We start from the raw sequence: 16,781 nt of genomic DNA, 5'->3' as shown, positions 1-16,781 counted from the left end.
CGATCAAGCCTGCGCGAACAGCCTCGTGTCGCGCGCGTCCCAGTCGATCCAGGCCTGCGTGCCGATGACGATCCCGCTGTCCCGATGATCTCCCGCAGGCATCCGCACCGACATGTCCTGTGCCCACGGCGTCGTCACCGAGTAGTGCATGGCGTCGCCGAGATAGGTGATGTCTCGCACCGTTACTGGCAAGCCCGCCGTGTTTTTCTCCGCCCCGGCAGCGCGAATGCGGATCTGCTCGGGGCGAACCATCAGCGTGCCGTCGCCGCCCACGGAAAGCGTGGCATCGCCGGTGGCCGCGATTGCATGGCCGCTCGGGAAGACGGCGCTCGATTGCGCCGCGTCGCGCGCGGTGATGCGAACAGGCAGGAAGTTCGAATTGCCAATGAAGTTGGCGACGAAGCGCGAAGCCGGATTTTCATAGAGCTCTTCGCCGGTACCGCATTGTTCGATGCAGCCCTTGTTGAATACAGCGATACGATCCGAAAGACGCAATGCCTCTTCCTGGTCGTGCGTCACGTAGAGAATCGTCACGCCGGTCTCCTGGTGGATGCGGCGCAGTTCGAGCTGGATTTCCTCGCGGAGCTTCTTGTCGAGCGCGGACAACGGTTCGTCCATCAGCAGCACAGGCGGGTTGTACGCCAGCGCGCGCGCAATCGCCACCCGCTGTTGCTGGCCACCCGAGAGCTGGCCCGGCATGCGATCGCGGAACTCCGCGAGATGAAGCAGCGCGAGCATCTGCTCGACCTTCTTCTTGATCTCCGCCTCGGGGCGGCGGCGCACCCGCAAGGGGAAAGCCACGTTTTGTCCGACGGTGAGATGCGGAAACAGCGTGTAGCGCTGAAACACCATGCCAATGTTGCGTTTATTGGGCGCGACCGACAGCAGCGGTTTGCCGTCGAGCAGCACGCGACCCTCAGTCGGCTCCTGAAAACCCGCGACGATATAGAGCGTCGTGCTCTTGCCCGAGCCCGACGGCCCGAGGAAGGTCATGAACTCGCCCTTACGCACATCGAGCGAAACCTGGTCGATGGCAACGACGTCGTCGTAGGTCTTACGCAGGCGCTGGATTTGCAGGAATGCGGAAGTCATGGCTAATCACCTCATTGTTCGGGCTTTATCGGGCGCGGCGCAGCACTGCGCCCGCCAACATCAAAACGGCCGTCAGTCCGACGAGCAGCGAGGATGCTGCCGCGACGACGGGAGTCAGGTCCTGCCGCAGCGTCGCCCAGATGCGCACGGGCAGCGTCTGCAAGGTCGGACTCGACATGAAGATCGACACCACCACCTCGTCCCACGACGCAAGGAACGCGAAGATCGCCGCGGCGAACAGGCCAAGCCGGATCGCAGGCAATGTCACGCGCAGCTTCACTTCGAGCGGCGATGCCCCGCAGATCAACGCTGCGTCTTCCAGTGCGGTGTCGAAGCTCGACAGCGAGTTGCTGATTGAAATGATCGAAAACGGCAAGGCGATGATCAGATGGCCGATCACGAAGCCGGTCATCGTGCCGGTCAGACCGATGCGCAGAAAGAACGCATAGAGCGCCACAGCCAGCACCACCACGGGCAGCACCATCGGCGTCAGAAAAAACGCCTTCACCGCGTTGCGTCCGCGAAACTTGCCGCGAACGAGCGCAAGCGATGCAAGAAAGCCGATCAGCACGGACAGCACTGTCACGATCACCGCAAGTTTGGCGCTAGTGAGCAACGAGTCGAGCCATCCCGGGTCGGTGAAAAGCTGGCGGTACCACTCCAGCGTCCAGCCCGGCGGCGGAAAGATCAGCCACTGCGAATCGCCGAACGACAAGGCGACGATGAACACGATGGGCAACAGAAGGAAAAGTGCAACGGCAGCGCCGATTGCAAGCAGCGCCCAGCGCAACGCACCTAGACGGTCGAAATCGAGCAACATGTCAAAGGCCTCCGGCAGTGGCGCGCGCGCCGCCTGTGAACCGCAGTTGAAGCGCGTAGAGCGAGAGCGTCACGGCGAGCAGCACGAAGGCGGCGGCACCGGCGAGACCCCAGTTCAACAACTCCTGCACGAGCTGCGCCACCAGTTCGGCGAGCATCATGTATTGCGCGCCGCCGAGCAATGCTGGGGTCACGAAGTAGCCGAGGGCCATGACAAATACCATCAATGCGCCCGATGCGATGCCCGGCATCGCCAGTGGCACAAGAACGCGCCAGAAGGCCTGCCAGCGACTCGCGCCGCAGACCGCCGCGGCGCGCAGTGTCGAGGGGTCGATGCTGCGCAGCGTCGCGTGCAGCGGCATGACGAGAAATGGCAGCATGATGTACGTCATGCCGATCGTCACACCAATCAGGTTGTTCACGAGCGGCAGCGGCTCGTGGATGAGGCCGATCGCCATTAACATGCGGTTGATCGGGCCCGTCGACTGAAGCAGAACCATCCAGGCAAACGTGCGCGCCAGCAGGTTGGTCCACATCGAAAGCAGCATGATCGAAAACAGCAGCGAACTCAGTCTGCGCGGCGCAATCGCGAGCAGCCATGCGGTCGGGAACCCGATCGCCACTGTCACCACGGTCACCACGGTCGCGACCAGGAACGTGTTGCCGAACACGCGCAGGTAGGTGGACGAGCCGAGAAGCTGCTCGTAGTTGTGCAGCCCCGGTGTCGGCTCCAGCACGCTGCGCAGCAGGAGCGAAAGCACCGGCAGCATGAAGAAGATCACGAGCAGCACGAGCCCCGGTATCAACAGGCGGATGTTGCGCCAGTCGCGACGCCGACGCGTGGGTGTTGCCGGCGGATGCGCCGCGGTACTCAGAACATTGGGCATGGTATCTCCTGCATTCTCCAGTTGCTGCTATGCGCCTTCTGCCTGACCGCCGCTTCGGGGCACGCCTCTTTCGCTGACGCTTATTTCGATTGCCACGCGTACCAGCGCTTCGCGATCGCGTCGCGATTGTCTGCCCAGTACTTCATGTCCAGGTCGATCTGCGAGGTCTTGTACTGGTCCGGCATCGTCTTCGCGACTGCAGCAGGCATCAGCGCCGCCGACTTCACGTTGATCGGCGCGTAGCCCGTATCCTGCGCGAACTTCGCCTGCGCCTGCGGACTCGTCGCGACGGCGAGGAACTTCATCGCTTCGGCCTTGTGCTTCGCGCCCTTCGGGATCACGAGCATGTCCGCGGCAGTCAGATTCTGGTTCCACGAGATGCCGACCGGCACGCCCGTCTGTTCGAGCGCATGCAGACGGCCGTTCCAGAACATGCCGACGGGCGCCTCTCCCGATGCGAGCAGTTGCTGCGACTGTGCGCCGCCGCTCCACCAGACGATGTCGCTCTTGATCGAGTCGAGCTTTTTGAATGCGCGGTCGAGGTCGAGGGGATAGAGTTTGTCCGGCTGCACACCGTCGGCAAGCAACGCAATTTCGAGCACGCCGGGTGCGGACCACTTGTAGAACGTTCGTTTGCCGGGAAACTTCTTCGTGTCGAACAGATCGGCCCACGCCTGCGGCTGCGCGCCCTTGAAGCTCGATTTGTTGTAGCCGAGTACGAACGAGTAATAGAAGCTGCCCACCGCATCGGCGCTCGAGAAGCGTGGATCGAGCTCGCCCTTCTTGACCACGGTGTAGTCGATAGGCTCGATCAGCCCTGCCTTTTGCGCGGCATAGGCAAAGTCGCCCTCGACGTCGACGACGTCCCAGCTAACATTGCCGCTGTCCACCATCGCCTTGAGCTTGCCGTAGTCGGTCGGGCCATCCATCAGCACGTTGATACCGCTCGCCTGGGTGAAAGGCTGCGCCCAGTCCTTTTGCTGCGACGATTGCGTCGTGCCGCCCCAACTCGTGAACACGATGGGATCTGCGGCAAGCGCCGGCGTCGCCATGAACGCCGCCGCGCACAGCGCGATCAGCGGAGAAATCATCAGACTGCGGGTGCGGGTCATATCGGTATCCTTCAAGTCGGTTTGGTCGCGCTAAATTGAATGCGTGTCGTCGAATCGGTCTTCTCTGCGGCCAACGGCGAAGAACGCGCTGGCTTCATGTTGCTGTTTTCCATCTTTTCCTTTGTCTCCGCACTGCGATGCTAGATTGATGGATCTTTTTGGTGGATTGACCCAAGACAAACCGGTCGTCGCAGAGCGTATCCGGATGACGGCAGCCGCCGTGCGACACCTGGCATCTCAATGTGCTGTCGCGAGCGTCTGGACTTGCCCTGCCTCTGTGTCGCCGACGTAGATGCCGAAGGCGTCTTCGCTGCGCTCGCGCACATAGCGCTGCAGCATCGAGCGCACGGCGTCGTCGCGCAGTTCGTTCCATGGAATCCTCGGCAGCGGGACGATGTGGATCGCGCTGTCCATCATGGCCGCAAGGCTGCTGCTCACGCGCCCCCGGTAATAGACGTGGACGCTCGCCGATGGACCACTACCCGATTCGAAAACGGCAAAAATGAAATCGAGATGCGCGGTGAGACCGAGCTTCGCCAGCACGCCGCGCAGGCTCCCCGCATCGCTTTCGGGTTCGAGCTTGACGCCGGTCGGCAACTGCAAACCGTCCTTCGTTTCAAGCAGCATCAGGCCGTCGCGATGTTCGAGAATTGCGCCCACCTGGGCGCGCGCGCCGGTGGCGGCGAGCGCGTCCTGCGAGAGACTGAAGTTCACGTACGCGCCACGGCAGTAACCCAACGGCGACGAATTCGTATGCACGAAGTCCACCACGCGCCCAATCAGAATGATGTGATCGCCGGCATCCACGACGTCGTGCGTCCTGCAATCGAACGTGGCTGCCGCGCCGTCCACGACCGGCGCGCCCGTTGCGCGAGCGCGCCATGAGACCTGCGCGAACTTGTCGACCGACTTCGACGCGAAGACGCCCGACACGGCCTTCTGGTCTCCCGCCAGCACGCTGACCGCGAAGTGATTCGTGGTGGCAAAGACCGCATGGCTCGACGCGCTCTTCGCGATGCACACGAGGATCAGCGGCGGATCGAGCGAGACCGAGGCGAACGAGTTGGCCGTGAAGCCGCGCGGGGAACCGTCCGGCTGGATCGTCGTGACAACGGTCACGCCGGTGACGAATGCGCCTAGCGCACGGCGAAATTCGAGGGCGTCGAAAGTCTGTTCGATGCTGGGCTCAGACATGGTCTTGCCCCACGTTCGTTGCATTTGCCCCGTTTCGTTGCGCTGCTTCGGCGAAAAAAGCGAGCAGGCGCGCGGTGACTTCCTCTGGGTGGCTAACGCTCATCATATGACGCGCACCCGCAATCACATCGGTCCGACCGAACGGCGCGGCCTCTGCCATGGCTCGCGACATTTCCGGACTCGAGTTCAGATCCAGCTCGGCGGTCAGGAACAAGGCGGGCACAGCGAGGCTCGTGAGCCGACCGACGTGAACGTCGTCCGAGCGGGCGAAGAGACCGTAAGCACGCGCATAGCCGACCGGATCGACCGAGAGCAGCAGGTGGCGCACCGCTTGCGCCGCCTGCGTCAGATGCGCCGGCACCGGCTCACCGAACCAGCGTTTGAGCGTGGCGTCGACGCCCGCAATCGCGCCCGTATCGGCCGGTGTATCGCCGAGCGTCGCGGCGCGCGACATTACCGCTTCGCGTTGTGCAGGCGAGCGGTCGTAGACCGCGTTCAGTGCAGCGACGCTCAGCGTACGCGGCGCACGAGTCAGCGCGAACTCGAGTGCGACGAGCGCGCCCATCGAATGACCGGCGAGGTGCGCCTGCTGGATGTCGAGGCCGTCAAGCAGGCGTGCGAGTTGGGCAGCGTAATCATCGAGCGTCGGCTCGGCCGGAGGCAGAGCACTGGCGCCATGACCGAGCATGTCGTAGACCACGACTTCGTAATTCGCCGCCGTCAACGGATCGATCTGCGACGACCATACGCTCTGATTCATCCCCACGCCGTGAATCAGGACAACCGTTGCCAGCGCTTCGCCCGACTTCGGCGCATGCACGCTGTAGCTCGTCCCTGCGATCTCGCCGCGCGCTGCGGCAAGCCTAGGCGTCCGGTCAGGATTCATTCGGCTCATGCTCCACAAGATTATGGTATGCCATACTACAGCAAAGTGTCCGCGTCAAAAATATTATGGAATACCATAAGTTAGGAGCCGAACCGGCTGGCATGGACGTTGCCGGCAGACGCAGTTGCCGGTCCGGAGCCTCGCGCTGTAAAACCGGCAGCGCCTCGCGGCCGGGGTCGAGCGAAGACAACGCCGCGAGGGAACGGCGCGTTATGGGTGTGAAGTGGGAGTGATTTGGCGCTCGGAAGGAGCGCGTGGAGCGCGCCGCGGAACCGCGGCCGCAGACAAGCGGTGGAGAACCGTCAGGCGGTTCGCGTCAAGCTTCGCCCACCCCTTCGCTTCGCTGAGCAAGCGCCGCAAGCGCAAGCTCGGCCGTGCGCCTGATATGCGCGATCGAGGCGGCAAACGCGGCATCGCCGTCGCGCCGTTCGATGGCATCGAGCATCATGTTCATCTCGCGATTCGACTCCTGGCTGCGTCCCGGCGTGGCTATCGTGAGTGCGCGCAATCGATTGATCCGGGCATTGAGCGTCTTGACCACGGCTAGGGAGACGGTCCGTTGCGCGCCCTCGAACAACGCCTCGTAGAAGTGTTCCGTGTAGGCGAGCACCGCTGGCAAGTCTTTGACCTTGAACGCCGCTTCGATCTGTTTTCGGATCTCCCGCAGTCGCCTCACGAGTTCGGGTGTGGACTGTTCGGCACACGCGCGTGCGGCATTCGCCTCCAGTAGCCCGCGCAGTTCGTAGATTTCGCTAACCTGGCCGGCATTCAGTTGCGCGACGACCGGCCCTTGGCGCGCGATCACATCCACCAGCCCCTCGGTCTCGAGGTGCCGCAATACCTCGCGCACAATCGTGCGGCTCACCCCCAACTCGTCGCACAGCGTGCGTTCGACGAGGCGTGCGCCCGGCTGGAAATAGCCCTGCACAATTGCGTCGCGCAGCTTGTCGAGCGTCAGTTCACGAAGGGTTTTGGTTTCGCGGACAACTTTAAGATCTGACATAAGTAAGAAAGTGGACAGAAAAAGCTCGTGCCACACCATAGCGTGAGGGGAGCGTGGAATGCCATATTATCCACCATAATGGAAGAATGTCGGGTTATGAGGATGTTTGGTACCTCGCATGACGCGCGGCGTGTCGACGAGGCCTGTCTGAAGATTGCTCCGGGGCGAAGCGCGAGCTGAAGGTCGACGGCTTGCTGCCTGAGGACACGCAGTCCGATTTTCGAAATACCTCAACAATGTGATTGAGCAGGACTACGTCCGCCATCTGGAAGGCAGTTCTCTCAGCTTGATAGGGCAACGGCAAAGCAGCGGCTTTTTCTTTTTGATCGCCCTTATTTGCAGCAGATCCAAGCGACACCCGCAAACCGGGTTTTGCGTTTTCGCACAGCCTCGATCGCTATCTGTCGTCCATTCGCAGCAGACGTCCCGCGTTGGCGATCACAATGAACGTGCCGACGTTATGTAGCAGCGCGATCCAGACGGCGCCCAACGCGCCCGTCGCCGCAAGCACGATCACCGCGACCGTCCAGGCCAGACCGATCGCCGCGTTGATGGTCGCGGTATGCAGGCAGCGCCGGCCGAGCCGCACGGCTGTCGCAATATGTCGCAGATCGTCGCGGAGCAGGACAACATCGGCCGAGGCCACCGCAATGTCGATGCCGCGCCCGCCCATTGCAACGCTGGTAGGCCCCGCCTTGATAGCCAGGACATCGTTCAGGCCGTCGCCGACCATCAGCGGATGATAGCCGGCCGCCATTTCCTGCACGACATAGTCAAGCTTGTCATGCGGCAAGGCCTGCGCGACGACGATCCCGATCCCCGTTTGCGCAGCGAGCTTGCGGGCAACCGGTTCGCGGTCGCCGGTCAGAAGAGTCTGCCGCGTCAACCCGAGCTCCCGCAATTCGGCGAGCGCGTCCTTCGCCTCCGCGCGCAGTGCGTCGGCGAAACCGAACCACGCCAGCAAGCGGCCGTTCAACGCGACTCCCACACAGGGACCGTCGATCTCGCGCGGCGGTTGCGGCAAAGCCTGCACGTAGTCCGCGAGCAAACCGTGGCGGCCAAGCACGGCGACACCTTCGGCCGTATCCGCGACGATGCCGAGGCCTCCTAGTTCGCGCGCAAGTTCAAGCGGCGCCGCTTCGAGGCCCGCGATGGCATCCGCCGCATAGCGCACCAGCGCACGGCTCACCGGATGCGCGCTGCCTCCACCAAGGCGCCCCGCCAGTTCCAGCACCTGCGAAGCATCGACGCCCGGTTCCAGCAACACTTGCTCGACGCGCAATTCGCCGTAAGTCAGCGTGCCGGTCTTGTCGATCACCAGCGAATCGATCTGCGCGAACTTGTCGGCAAACGCAGCGCTCCTGAACAGGATGCCGTGCCGAGCGCCCGCGGCGATCCCGGCAATGGCCGTGGACGGAGCGGCCAGCACCAGCGCGCACGGGCACGCCGCGACGATGACCGCCAGCATCGCCGACGCATTCGCCGACGCGAACCATACGATGGCCGCGATCAGCAGGACGAGACACAGATAAGCGCCCATGTAGCGTTCGAGTATCTGCGTAATCGGTGGCTTTGCCTGCTCGGCTCGCTGCATCAATTCGATGATCTTGCCGAGCGTCGAGTGTTTGCCCGCGTGCGTGACGTCGATGCGTAGCGGACCGTCGAGATTCATTGCACCGCCGAAAACGGCCGTCCCCGGCACGACGTCGAGCGGCACAGACTCACCCGTAATCGGTCCATTGTCGACGCTCGACTGGCCGTGCTGGACGACGCCGTCGGCGGGAATCCGTGCGCCGGCCACCACTTCAATCTGGTCGCCGGCCAGCAGCGCGTCGTAGGGCACGTCTTCGATCGAACCGTCTGCCCGGATGCGCCGCGCCTTGCCCGAAGCCAGCCGGCCGAGAGCCCGGATCGCCTCCTGCGAGCCGAGCACGCTGCGTTCTTCGAGCGCATGGCCGAACGTCATGACGATCGGCAACAAGGCAGCCGTGGCCATATCTCCGACGGCCCACGCGGCCAGCATCGCGAGCGCGATCAGGCGATCGGTCACGCCGTGCAGACTGGGCGACTTGAGGCTTTGCCACGCGCCGGCGAACACCGGCCCGGCCACGACCAACGACGCAAGTCCGGCGAGTATCTGCGCCAGCGTGACATCCGCCGGGGCGAGCGCACGCCATGCTGTCGACAACACCAGCAGGCCGCCGGCCAGCAGCGCAAGCGCGATGTGCCGCGTCATCACTCGCTGCTCGGTTGCCGACAAGGCGATCGGCCTGCCCTGAGTGACGCCGTCGGCGTGATTCGCGTGCGACGCGTGGTCGTCAGTGTGTCCTGCGTGCCCGATCCTCGCGCTCATCTCGCATTCCCCGGCAGGATCAGGTTTGATGTGTTCTTCGGATCGACGGTCGTCACGCTGGCGGCTTTCGAGAGGACCAACTGCGCCCGGTCCCGATAGACGCGCGCGAGAAGGCCCGGATCGCTATGGTCGCGCAATGGCGCTTCCAATTGCTGGATGGTCAAGGTTTTCGCCCGTGCGGTGGCGACGCGTTCGACGGCATTCGCCTGGGCGTTCAGCACGATCCGGTCCGCGTCCTGCTGGGCATCCTGCCGGGTCTTCTCGGCGGCCGTGCGCGCTTCAGCCATGCTGCGCTCGGCCACCTGCAACGAGGTCAGGACCGAATTGAACGCACTGACGGCGGCAGCGGGGAATGCGGCCTCGACATCGACTCGCGCCACTTCGACGCCGAGTCCCGCATGCTGCGCGTCGAGCTGCCGCAGGTGCCGCTCGATTTCCTGCGCGAGATCGCCGCGCAAGCGCTCACGCTTGACGGCCAGTTGCTGACCTGCCGACAGCAGTTCGGGCCGCGCGACCAGGATCGCATCGAGGTTGCGCTGCGCCACAACCGCGGCCGCCGACGCCGACACGATCCGCTCGAGCGCGGCATCGAGCCGGTCTTTTTGCAGGACATAGGCGTAGGCATCGACCACCCGGTAATACAGCGTGGCATGCAACTGCAAGACGCCGTTGTCGCCGGTCAGCAGGTAACCCGAGCCGGCGAGCGCATCGGGCAACAGCGCGCCGGCTGCCGGCGTGGCCTCAAGTTCTTCGGCCTCGGGCTTCGGCATGGCGGCCATGCCGTCGGCCGGCGCAGCTGGCAAATCACTCGGCCCTGTCACGCCCTCCACGTCGGACAAGGGCGGCACTTGCGGCGAATGGGCGTCCGCGTGACGCGCGCGCGGATCGCGTTCGAGCGACTGAATGCGTTGTTCGAGCACGCGCGCACTGCCGGGCACCATCAAGGTCGACTCGAACGGACGCGGCCAGGCAATCAGTAGTCCCGCGTCCTGGGTGCGCACGAATGCCCCGAAGCGCAGCACGACCGCGCGGCTGTCGGGCGGAATGCGCCGGATGTTCGAACCGGCCCATGCGCATGCGGCAAGAACAGTGACGGCTACCACGAACCAGAATGAGACCCGAACCGCCTGCGCGCCGGGCCCGAGCGGCGGCAAGCTGGTGTCCGCGGTCATCGCGCGGCCCTGGATTTTTTCGACGCCGACGCGGACACCGCGCCCGCGCCCGCCTGCCGCGACGGCTCGGTCCCCAGGTCGGCGGGCCCCTGCACCAGCGCCTGGAACGGTGCCGCATCGGTGCGCAGGATCAGGTTGGTATTGGCGCTGACCACAGAGTCGAGCGTGTCGAGCGAGCGCAACATCGTATAGAGGCGCGGATTGCCCGCATAGGTGTTGCCATAGATCGCGGCGGCGTCCCGGCGGGACTGCGCTTCGATCTGCGCAGCCTTGACGTTCGCGTCGGCAACCGCCAGACGGGCGTCGCGGTCCGCGTCCGAGCGGATCTGCGCGGCCTCGCGATTTCCGTCCGCCGTACGCTGCGCGGCAACCGTCTCGCGCTCCGCGCTCATCCGGCTGACCGTCGCCGCGAGTGTCACCGCGGGCAACGTCAGGCGCTCCAGTCCCACCTGAACGACATGCACGCCGTAGGCCGAGTAAAGCTGCGCGTCGATCTGACTGCGCAGCGCGTCCTCGAACGCGGAGATGCGTACCCGCGAGGGATCCGTGTTGACGAGCGACGCCAGCTCGAAGCCGGCCGACGTGGTTTGCAACGACGAACCGAGCAGCGAGCGGATTTGCTGCGCGGCCTCGTCGGGCCGGTTGCCCACGGCCCGAACAAAGCGGCGCACGTCGTTCGGATCCGCAGCGACTTTCCACGCGACGTAGGCCTGCACGATAATGCGCAAGCCGTCACGCGTACCCACATCCTGCAAGCCGCTCGATGTCGTATGCAGGCGCAGGTCGACCGGCACTGCTGCCTCGATCGGCGCGGGTAGGCGCCACGCGAGACCGGGTTCGAGCAGCACGCGCACGGGTTGCCCGAAGCGCGTGATCACCGAGGCCTCGCCCGCCCGCACCGAAATGAAACTCGCCACGACAAACGCGATGACGACGCACAGCGCGGCAAGCAGGACACGCACGTAGAACGGACCGCCGCGGCCGGCCCGGCCGTTGCCGTGATCGTGGTGGTGGTGCTGGTGATGCCCGTGACCATCGGTATGCAAATGGAACAAACTCATGAAGTCACCTTGAGAACCGCCTGTCCGGCGTGTGGCGTGCGCATCAGTTGCTGTGCGGAAAGCCAGCAAGATCGCCGGCTGTGAAAGTACGCAGATCGAGGGTCGCGCGCCGGTCGGCGACCAGCCGGTCGTCGATCACCGTGATGCGTGCGTTCTGCAACCCATGCTGCAAGCGGGCCAGGTAGTACTCGAATGCAAAGGCCGGTCCGCCTAGCCGGTATGCGACTGTGTCGGCTTCAAAATTGATCTGCTGCATATGCGCCGACGCAAGCGTGTCCGCCGCTCGCGCCGAAGCCTGAGCGACCCCGGTGAGCGCCTGTTGCTGCGCATTGCCCAGCAATTGCGCCGCGAAGCCATGCGCCCTGGCGACACTTGCCTGCGCGCGGATCTGCGCGGCCTGCACGTCGTGATAAGCCGAGGCAGCGCCCGCTGGCGGGTGCACGCTCTCGATGACGACCGCCACGACTTCGATGCCGCTCGCGAGCTGATCGAGTTGCCGCTGAACCGCGCCGCGCACGTTTTCAGCAATGGCGGTCTGGCTTGTCTCGAGCAAAGCCTCCAGCGTATGCGAGGCGAGATAGTGCATCACCTCGCGATTGGCGATCGAGCGGACCGTGCTTTCCGGATCGACCGACCGGTACAGCGCGGCGCGCGCGGCCGCGTCGCTCGAGCCCACGCGGTAATCCAGCCGCACATCGGCGTTGACGATCTGAAAGCTCTGCTGATCGCCGGTGGCACCGGCGATCACCTGGCTCGTCTCCCATGGATGCTGGACGTCCCAGAGACGGTTCAACTGCTCGGGCGTCGGACCGTCGGCGTCGACGGAGGGTGCCGGGACGCTGCTGTCGTCTGCGCCACCCGAGACGATGATCTGATGCACCGCGCCGTTGTCGACAAGGCGAGCCTTGCCGAACGGCCAGGGCATGCCGATATGCAGCCCGGGCGACCACACGGCCACCGGCGCGCCGAATCGCTCGTAGACCGCGCGTTGCGAAGGGTCCAGCACCACGACGGAGGTCAGCAACCATGCACAGACTGCCATCGCCACCATCGTGGCGGGTAACAGCCGCATGAAACTGCGCAGCACCCAGTTCTGGCGCAGATCGATGCCATAGCGGTCATGCAATTCGGCACCGATTGACGCGAGCGGCGAGCGTCGATAATGCAATAGCCCGGCAAGCAGGCTTGATGGCACATGCGTCGCATGTTCACCGGCGCGCGGCGGGAAGATCCATACAAGAAGCGCACGCACCAGCATTTCGACGGCAATGGCCGCACAGAAGACTGCGGCAACGTGCACGACCAGATCGACCGTCATATGCGCGTAGACCAACCATCCGGCCGACAACGCCGCCCCGAGTGCGCACAGGAGCAGGACGCGCAGCAGGCCCGCCAGCGACGCGGACAGCGAGTCACGCGAGCGCTGCGCGTCGTGTGCGTAAAACCGTTCGGCAACGAGCGTGAGAAATGCCAGAATCAGCGCAGCCGCGCCGCTGACGATCGTGAGGGACGGCGCAACCATCGCGTGGATCAGCGCGTCAGCGGCCAAGGGCTCGAACGCCATTGCGGCGATCGACATGGACAGACCGGCGCACATGGCGAGGCACCAGGGTTGCCAGCGAAGGGTGCGCACGAGGCTGCTGAAGTCCGGCTTTCGGGCGTCGTGCAAGACGACTTGCTTCACGAAACTTACGCCGCGCTTCCAGACCGATTCCTTCTCAGGAGCTGCCGGTGCGCGCGCTACCGACGGGCGCCAGAGCGCGACGATCACCAGGTTCAGGCATGCACTCGCCATCACCGCGCTCCAGCGCAGATCGATGGACACGCTCTTCGACAGGCTCAAGGCGCCCAGCAAGCCTGCCAATGCCGCAGCCATACATCCGGGCAGCAAGGTATCGTTACGTTCGGCCGACCGCTCGCGCACGTCACTTTCTTTAGGTCTCTCCCGCGTTGACATCAACAATCCTTACCAATCAATTACAAACCGGGTGAGGTACAACATCGCCGAACGCGGCTTGCACGATCTGCGAGGCGCAATTTAACGCGACAGGTGGGGAAACTCAAGGTTGTCGGATCGGACGTCAATTCGCATACGTAACAGAATGCCGACAAAATTGAGCAATCGCCTTCGCCTTTCACACGCTGCACTGCTACTGCTCGCGTTCGCCGATCATCCAGTGGTGATCGCAGGCCTTCCGTTCGGTCCGTGGCTGGGCGTTGAGAATGCGGCTCCTGTTGATGGACCAGCGTTTGTGGGGCCACGATGTGTGCCGGCCTTGAGCAGGCGACGGCGCACTTCTGCCTGCCACGAGGCGGCGCTTTGCAATACTGCCTAAATGTGACTCGCATTGACGACGGCCTGGCGAGAAATCTCGCATGGACAGGCATGCAGCGTTTGCACTGAGGGCGTATCCGCCCAGGCGGATCCCGCGGAAAGCGGTAAAACCCACATAACCCACAGAACTACTGCGATCAACGCTCCGACATTCAAGTACGCGGCGTGACGCAAAATCCGGTTACACAGACTCGTCGGCTTCTCCATGAGGACAGAATGGGGTGAGAGTGCGCGCAAGCGGGCCGCCTTGCGGCCACCCGCAACGCCACTATTCAGCCACCGTGCCGGGGCTCTTGACCATGCACGCGGCTGTAACCTTCTCGCCGTCGCTGAAATTGAATGCCAGCGAAATCGAGGTGCCGACCTTAAGCGGCTTCTTCGGCTGTTCGAGCATGACGTGGTAGTTGCCCGGCGCGAACGTCAGTGTGCCGTTCGCCGGCACCGTCGCCTTGTCGACCATCACCATCGCGGACGTGCTGCCGTTGCTCTGGGTCTGGTGAAGCATGGCCATCCCGAAGGCGTTGGTCTCAACACCCGTGAGATCCACGGGCTTGTCGCTCATGTTCACCACCTTGAAATAGCCGCCGGACGGCAGATCACCCGGCAAGGCACGAATCCAGCAATCGGAGACCCTCACCGACGCGGACGGAGCCGCAAATGCGGTGAGCGATGCCATGCAAAACGGGATCATGACCAGAGTTCGGAAAGTTCGCTTCATGCTTGTTTTCTCCTGAGTAGTGGAACAGCGGGGTTATCGCGCCCGATGGCATGGGATGCCCAAAAGCAAGCCGGCCGCGCACGCGACGTCGATACTGCCTCGCGACCGGCGGTCATGCTTCAATTCCGCATGTAACGTGCGCTGCGCGAATAGGTGGTACTGGAGATGCACGCGGATGTTCGGGTTGTCGAAGGTCGGCGCGGCGGCCCAGAGTGCTTGTCGAACTTCTCATGCACAAAGGCGTTCAGGACGAGCGACTGCTGTAAGCCGCGTACGCGACGGGATTGACTTCGCTTTTGTCGACGCTCGTGCAAGACCGCGTTGCGCGAACACGGCGCGCGCTTGCTGAACACGTCCCTCAAGTCGTAAAGGGCCGCGTCACGCGCAAACGTCGGCATTGCGATTCGCAACCGAAGGAAGTCGCGGTTCTTTACAGGCTGATTTGACGGAAAGCAGGTGGGGCGCGCGGCGGGCCCGTCGGCAAAATGCCCCGCGGCGTGAAGCGGGTAGACAGCACTGGCGCGGCCACAATCATCACCAGCGTGATGAGTACCAGCGGCGATGGGTGCAGGGTTGGAATGGCGACGTGGTCCGCGAGAAGATCACAGTAGCCGCATGCAGCAAGCGGGTCGCCATGGGCGCGATGCCCACTATCCGCGGAAGGAGGTCCTCGTCGCACCGACGTGGCGCGGCCCGTTGCCGACGATGATGGGTGGCCAGCGGGCCTGGTTCTCCCGCGTGCGCGCGGCGATCGATCACCCCGTCGTTGGTCCGCTCCTCTACCGGCTCAATGTCAGCCGTCATGTCATCACCATGATGGCGAGAGAGCACGTTTACAGCGATCCTGACTGGCTTGACGGTGATCGTCTCGCAGCCAAGCTCGCCGTGACCCGCGCACCTGGAGCCCGGCACAGCTCGGTACGCTTTGTGACCGGTGCGCTTGACCGCGTCGACAGCCGTGCAGCGTTCCTTGATCTTGCGCGTCGAGCCAACCTTCCGATCCTGCTGAACTACGGCGATCAGACGCCGCCGAAATCGCGTGTCGAAATGAGGCGTTAGGACAATTGCCAAATGTTCAGGTTGAATGGGTCATGAAGGGCAAGCTCGCGATTCACGAAGAGTTTCCGGATATCGTCTCCATCGCCGTCAGGCGGTTTCTGACAGAATAATCGCCGCCTGAGCCAATCAATGACAGCACGGCATAGCCTGACGCTCTCGAGCGAACGCGTGCGGCGCTGGCGAGGGGCGCTCCCGCAACGCGCGCTGGTGGAACCTCGCCCAGCGGGAGCCCAGCCGTCTTACATCGCTGCTGCGCGATGCTTCTCCGATTCGGCGAACCGACGCTGGCTCAACGACGCACGCTTCTTGTCGGGTGCCGCTTGAAATGGATTTTAGCTAAACGCTAAATCCCATTGCACATTGAGCGCAACTGACAGTTCGCCCCCGGGCACCGACAGGTGTCTGAAAGCGACCACAAATTCACTTCCATCAATCTATGGATTGAGAGATGATCGACTGAGATAGTCTCAACGAGTCTTGGGCGCTTGCGTTAATAGCGGTATCGGTCCGCCACCTGGATACCAGGTTCAATGGTTGACGCGAGCCGTGACGCGCCTGCGTTTGATGATCCTGCCTGTCGCGCACGCTGCTCGAAAGCATGCTCAGCGATAGAGCCGGGCCCGGAAAAGAAGACCCTTGACACACCGTCAGGAGAGTGACCATGAGCACCTGTCACGAGCCACATCATGCCCATCACGAGCATCAGCACGGTCCAAAATGCGGCCACACGGCGATCAGACATAACGGTCACGTTGACTATCTGCACGACGGTCACCTGCATCACCCGCACGGTGATCATGTGGACGAACATCAGCTCGAAGTGAGCGCGACCAATCCGGATCAATGTACGCCTGACTGCGGCGGCCACGAGGCGGGTCACGTGCACGGACCCGGGTGCGGCCACGAAGCGGTGCCGCATGGCGATCACGTTGATTATCTTGTCGACGGTCACCTGCATCATCCGCACGGTGACCACTGCGACGACCACGGACCGGTCGAGCAGGTGACGTCACCCTGAGCGAAATCGAAACCTGGATGCCCTGACGTGCGCCCACAAACCAACGCAAACACGTTGGGACCAGCCTCAGCC

General features: G+C 63.6%; 15 protein-coding genes. 2 read left to right on the top strand and 13 right to left on the bottom strand.

All coding sequences use genetic code 11. The features are described 5' to 3' along the window. Positions 1 to 3 precede the first annotated feature (3 nt). The 13 genes from BJG93_RS29095 to BJG93_RS29035 all read right to left on the bottom strand — a co-directional run bounded on the left by BJG93_RS29095 (position 4) and on the right by BJG93_RS29035 (position 15,311). On the bottom strand, positions 4 to 1,092 hold the full coding sequence (locus BJG93_RS29095) for an ABC transporter ATP-binding protein (protein ID WP_027194704.1): 1,089 nt from the start codon (positions 1,090 to 1,092) through the stop codon (positions 4 to 6). A gap of 25 nt (positions 1,093 to 1,117) precedes the next feature. Next, complete coding sequence (locus BJG93_RS29090; protein ID WP_027194703.1) at positions 1,118 to 1,912, bottom strand: ABC transporter permease; 795 nt, start codon at positions 1,910 to 1,912, stop codon at positions 1,118 to 1,120. A 1-nt stretch (position 1,913) separates the two neighbouring features. Next, positions 1,914 to 2,798: an ABC transporter permease gene (locus BJG93_RS29085; RefSeq protein ID WP_027194702.1), complete on the bottom strand. Its 885-nt coding sequence runs from the start codon at positions 2,796 to 2,798 to the stop codon at positions 1,914 to 1,916. An 80-nt stretch (positions 2,799 to 2,878) separates the two neighbouring features. Then, positions 2,879 to 3,910 carry an ABC transporter substrate-binding protein gene (locus tag BJG93_RS29080; protein ID WP_027194701.1) on the bottom strand — a complete coding sequence of 344 codons (1,032 nt, stop codon included), beginning with the start codon at positions 3,908 to 3,910 and terminating at the stop codon, positions 2,879 to 2,881. A gap of 237 nt (positions 3,911 to 4,147) precedes the next feature. Beyond that, positions 4,148 to 5,104 carry a flavin reductase family protein gene (locus tag BJG93_RS29075; RefSeq protein ID WP_027194700.1) on the bottom strand — a complete coding sequence of 319 codons (957 nt, stop codon included), beginning with the start codon at positions 5,102 to 5,104 and terminating at the stop codon, positions 4,148 to 4,150. Then, the gene (locus tag BJG93_RS29070; RefSeq protein ID WP_027194699.1) at positions 5,097 to 5,990 is read right to left on the bottom strand and encodes an alpha/beta fold hydrolase; all 894 of its coding nucleotides are present in this window, start codon (positions 5,988 to 5,990) and stop codon (positions 5,097 to 5,099) included. Before BJG93_RS29070 ends, BJG93_RS29075 begins: the two co-directional genes overlap by 8 nt. A gap of 316 nt (positions 5,991 to 6,306) precedes the next feature. After that, positions 6,307 to 6,993, bottom strand: coding sequence for a GntR family transcriptional regulator (locus BJG93_RS29065; RefSeq protein WP_027194698.1), 687 nt, complete (start codon positions 6,991 to 6,993; stop codon positions 6,307 to 6,309). Between the two features lie 397 nt (positions 6,994 to 7,390). Next, positions 7,391 to 9,346: a heavy metal translocating P-type ATPase gene (locus BJG93_RS29060; RefSeq protein ID WP_027194697.1), complete on the bottom strand. Its 1,956-nt coding sequence runs from the start codon at positions 9,344 to 9,346 to the stop codon at positions 7,391 to 7,393. After that, positions 9,343 to 10,518 carry an SPFH domain-containing protein gene (locus tag BJG93_RS29055; RefSeq protein ID WP_027194696.1) on the bottom strand — a complete coding sequence of 392 codons (1,176 nt, stop codon included), beginning with the start codon at positions 10,516 to 10,518 and terminating at the stop codon, positions 9,343 to 9,345. The genes BJG93_RS29060 and BJG93_RS29055 overlap by 4 nt, the downstream gene beginning before the upstream one ends. Then, a complete protein-coding gene (hflC, locus tag BJG93_RS29050; RefSeq protein ID WP_034477552.1) occupies positions 10,515 to 11,579 on the bottom strand; it encodes a protease modulator HflC in 1,065 nt (354 codons plus the stop codon). The genes BJG93_RS29055 and hflC overlap by 4 nt, the downstream gene beginning before the upstream one ends. 43 nt (positions 11,580 to 11,622) lie before the next feature. Then, a complete protein-coding gene (gene hflK, locus BJG93_RS29045) occupies positions 11,623 to 13,443 on the bottom strand; it encodes a protease modulator HflK (protein ID WP_034477763.1) in 1,821 nt (606 codons plus the stop codon). 739 nt (positions 13,444 to 14,182) lie between these two features. Continuing rightward, on the bottom strand, positions 14,183 to 14,632 hold the full coding sequence (locus BJG93_RS29040) for a copper chaperone PCu(A)C (protein WP_034477549.1): 450 nt from the start codon (positions 14,630 to 14,632) through the stop codon (positions 14,183 to 14,185). 430 nt (positions 14,633 to 15,062) lie between these two features. Further along, on the bottom strand, positions 15,063 to 15,311 hold the full coding sequence (locus BJG93_RS29035; RefSeq protein WP_082194487.1) for a DUF2946 domain-containing protein: 249 nt from the start codon (positions 15,309 to 15,311) through the stop codon (positions 15,063 to 15,065). Here BJG93_RS29035 and BJG93_RS29030 point away from each other — a divergent pair. Both BJG93_RS29030 and BJG93_RS29025 read left to right on the top strand, forming a co-directional pair. Beyond that, the gene (locus BJG93_RS29030; protein WP_051374205.1) at positions 15,248 to 15,691 is read left to right on the top strand and encodes a hypothetical protein; all 444 of its coding nucleotides are present in this window, start codon (positions 15,248 to 15,250) and stop codon (positions 15,689 to 15,691) included. The two genes, BJG93_RS29035 and BJG93_RS29030, sit on opposite strands and share 64 nt — an antisense overlap. A 661-nt stretch (positions 15,692 to 16,352) precedes the next feature. Then, positions 16,353 to 16,709, top strand: coding sequence for a hypothetical protein (locus BJG93_RS29025; RefSeq protein WP_082194485.1), 357 nt, complete (start codon positions 16,353 to 16,355; stop codon positions 16,707 to 16,709). Positions 16,710 to 16,781: the final 72 nt, after the last annotated feature.

The organism is Paraburkholderia sprentiae WSM5005 (assembly GCF_001865575.2).
GTDB classification, from domain to species: Bacteria; Pseudomonadota; Gammaproteobacteria; order Burkholderiales; family Burkholderiaceae; genus Paraburkholderia; species Paraburkholderia sprentiae.
This window is presented reverse-complemented; position numbering and strand designations above follow the sequence as displayed.

Coding starts and splice junctions, on each gene's coding strand:
- BJG93_RS29095 (WP_027194704.1), bottom strand. CDS start 1,092: ATGACTTCCGCATTCCTGCAAATCCAGCGCCTGCGTAAGACCTACGAC.
- BJG93_RS29090 (WP_027194703.1), bottom strand. CDS start 1,912: ATGTTGCTCGATTTCGACCGTCTAGGTGCGTTGCGCTGGGCGCTGCTT.
- BJG93_RS29085 (WP_027194702.1), bottom strand. CDS start 2,798: ATGCCCAATGTTCTGAGTACCGCGGCGCATCCGCCGGCAACACCCACG.
- BJG93_RS29080 (WP_027194701.1), bottom strand. CDS start 3,910: ATGACCCGCACCCGCAGTCTGATGATTTCTCCGCTGATCGCGCTGTGC.
- BJG93_RS29075 (WP_027194700.1), bottom strand. CDS start 5,104: ATGTCTGAGCCCAGCATCGAACAGACTTTCGACGCCCTCGAATTTCGC.
- BJG93_RS29070 (WP_027194699.1), bottom strand. CDS start 5,990: ATGAATCCTGACCGGACGCCTAGGCTTGCCGCAGCGCGCGGCGAGATC.
- BJG93_RS29065 (WP_027194698.1), bottom strand. CDS start 6,993: ATGTCAGATCTTAAAGTTGTCCGCGAAACCAAAACCCTTCGTGAACTG.
- BJG93_RS29060 (WP_027194697.1), bottom strand. CDS start 9,346: ATGAGCGCGAGGATCGGGCACGCAGGACACACTGACGACCACGCGTCG.
- BJG93_RS29055 (WP_027194696.1), bottom strand. CDS start 10,518: ATGACCGCGGACACCAGCTTGCCGCCGCTCGGGCCCGGCGCGCAGGCG.
- hflC (WP_034477552.1), bottom strand. CDS start 11,579: ATGAGTTTGTTCCATTTGCATACCGATGGTCACGGGCATCACCAGCAC.
- BJG93_RS29040 (WP_034477549.1), bottom strand. CDS start 14,632: ATGAAGCGAACTTTCCGAACTCTGGTCATGATCCCGTTTTGCATGGCA.
- BJG93_RS29030 (WP_051374205.1), top strand. CDS start 15,248: ATGCAGCAAGCGGGTCGCCATGGGCGCGATGCCCACTATCCGCGGAAG.
- BJG93_RS29025 (WP_082194485.1), top strand. CDS start 16,353: ATGAGCACCTGTCACGAGCCACATCATGCCCATCACGAGCATCAGCAC.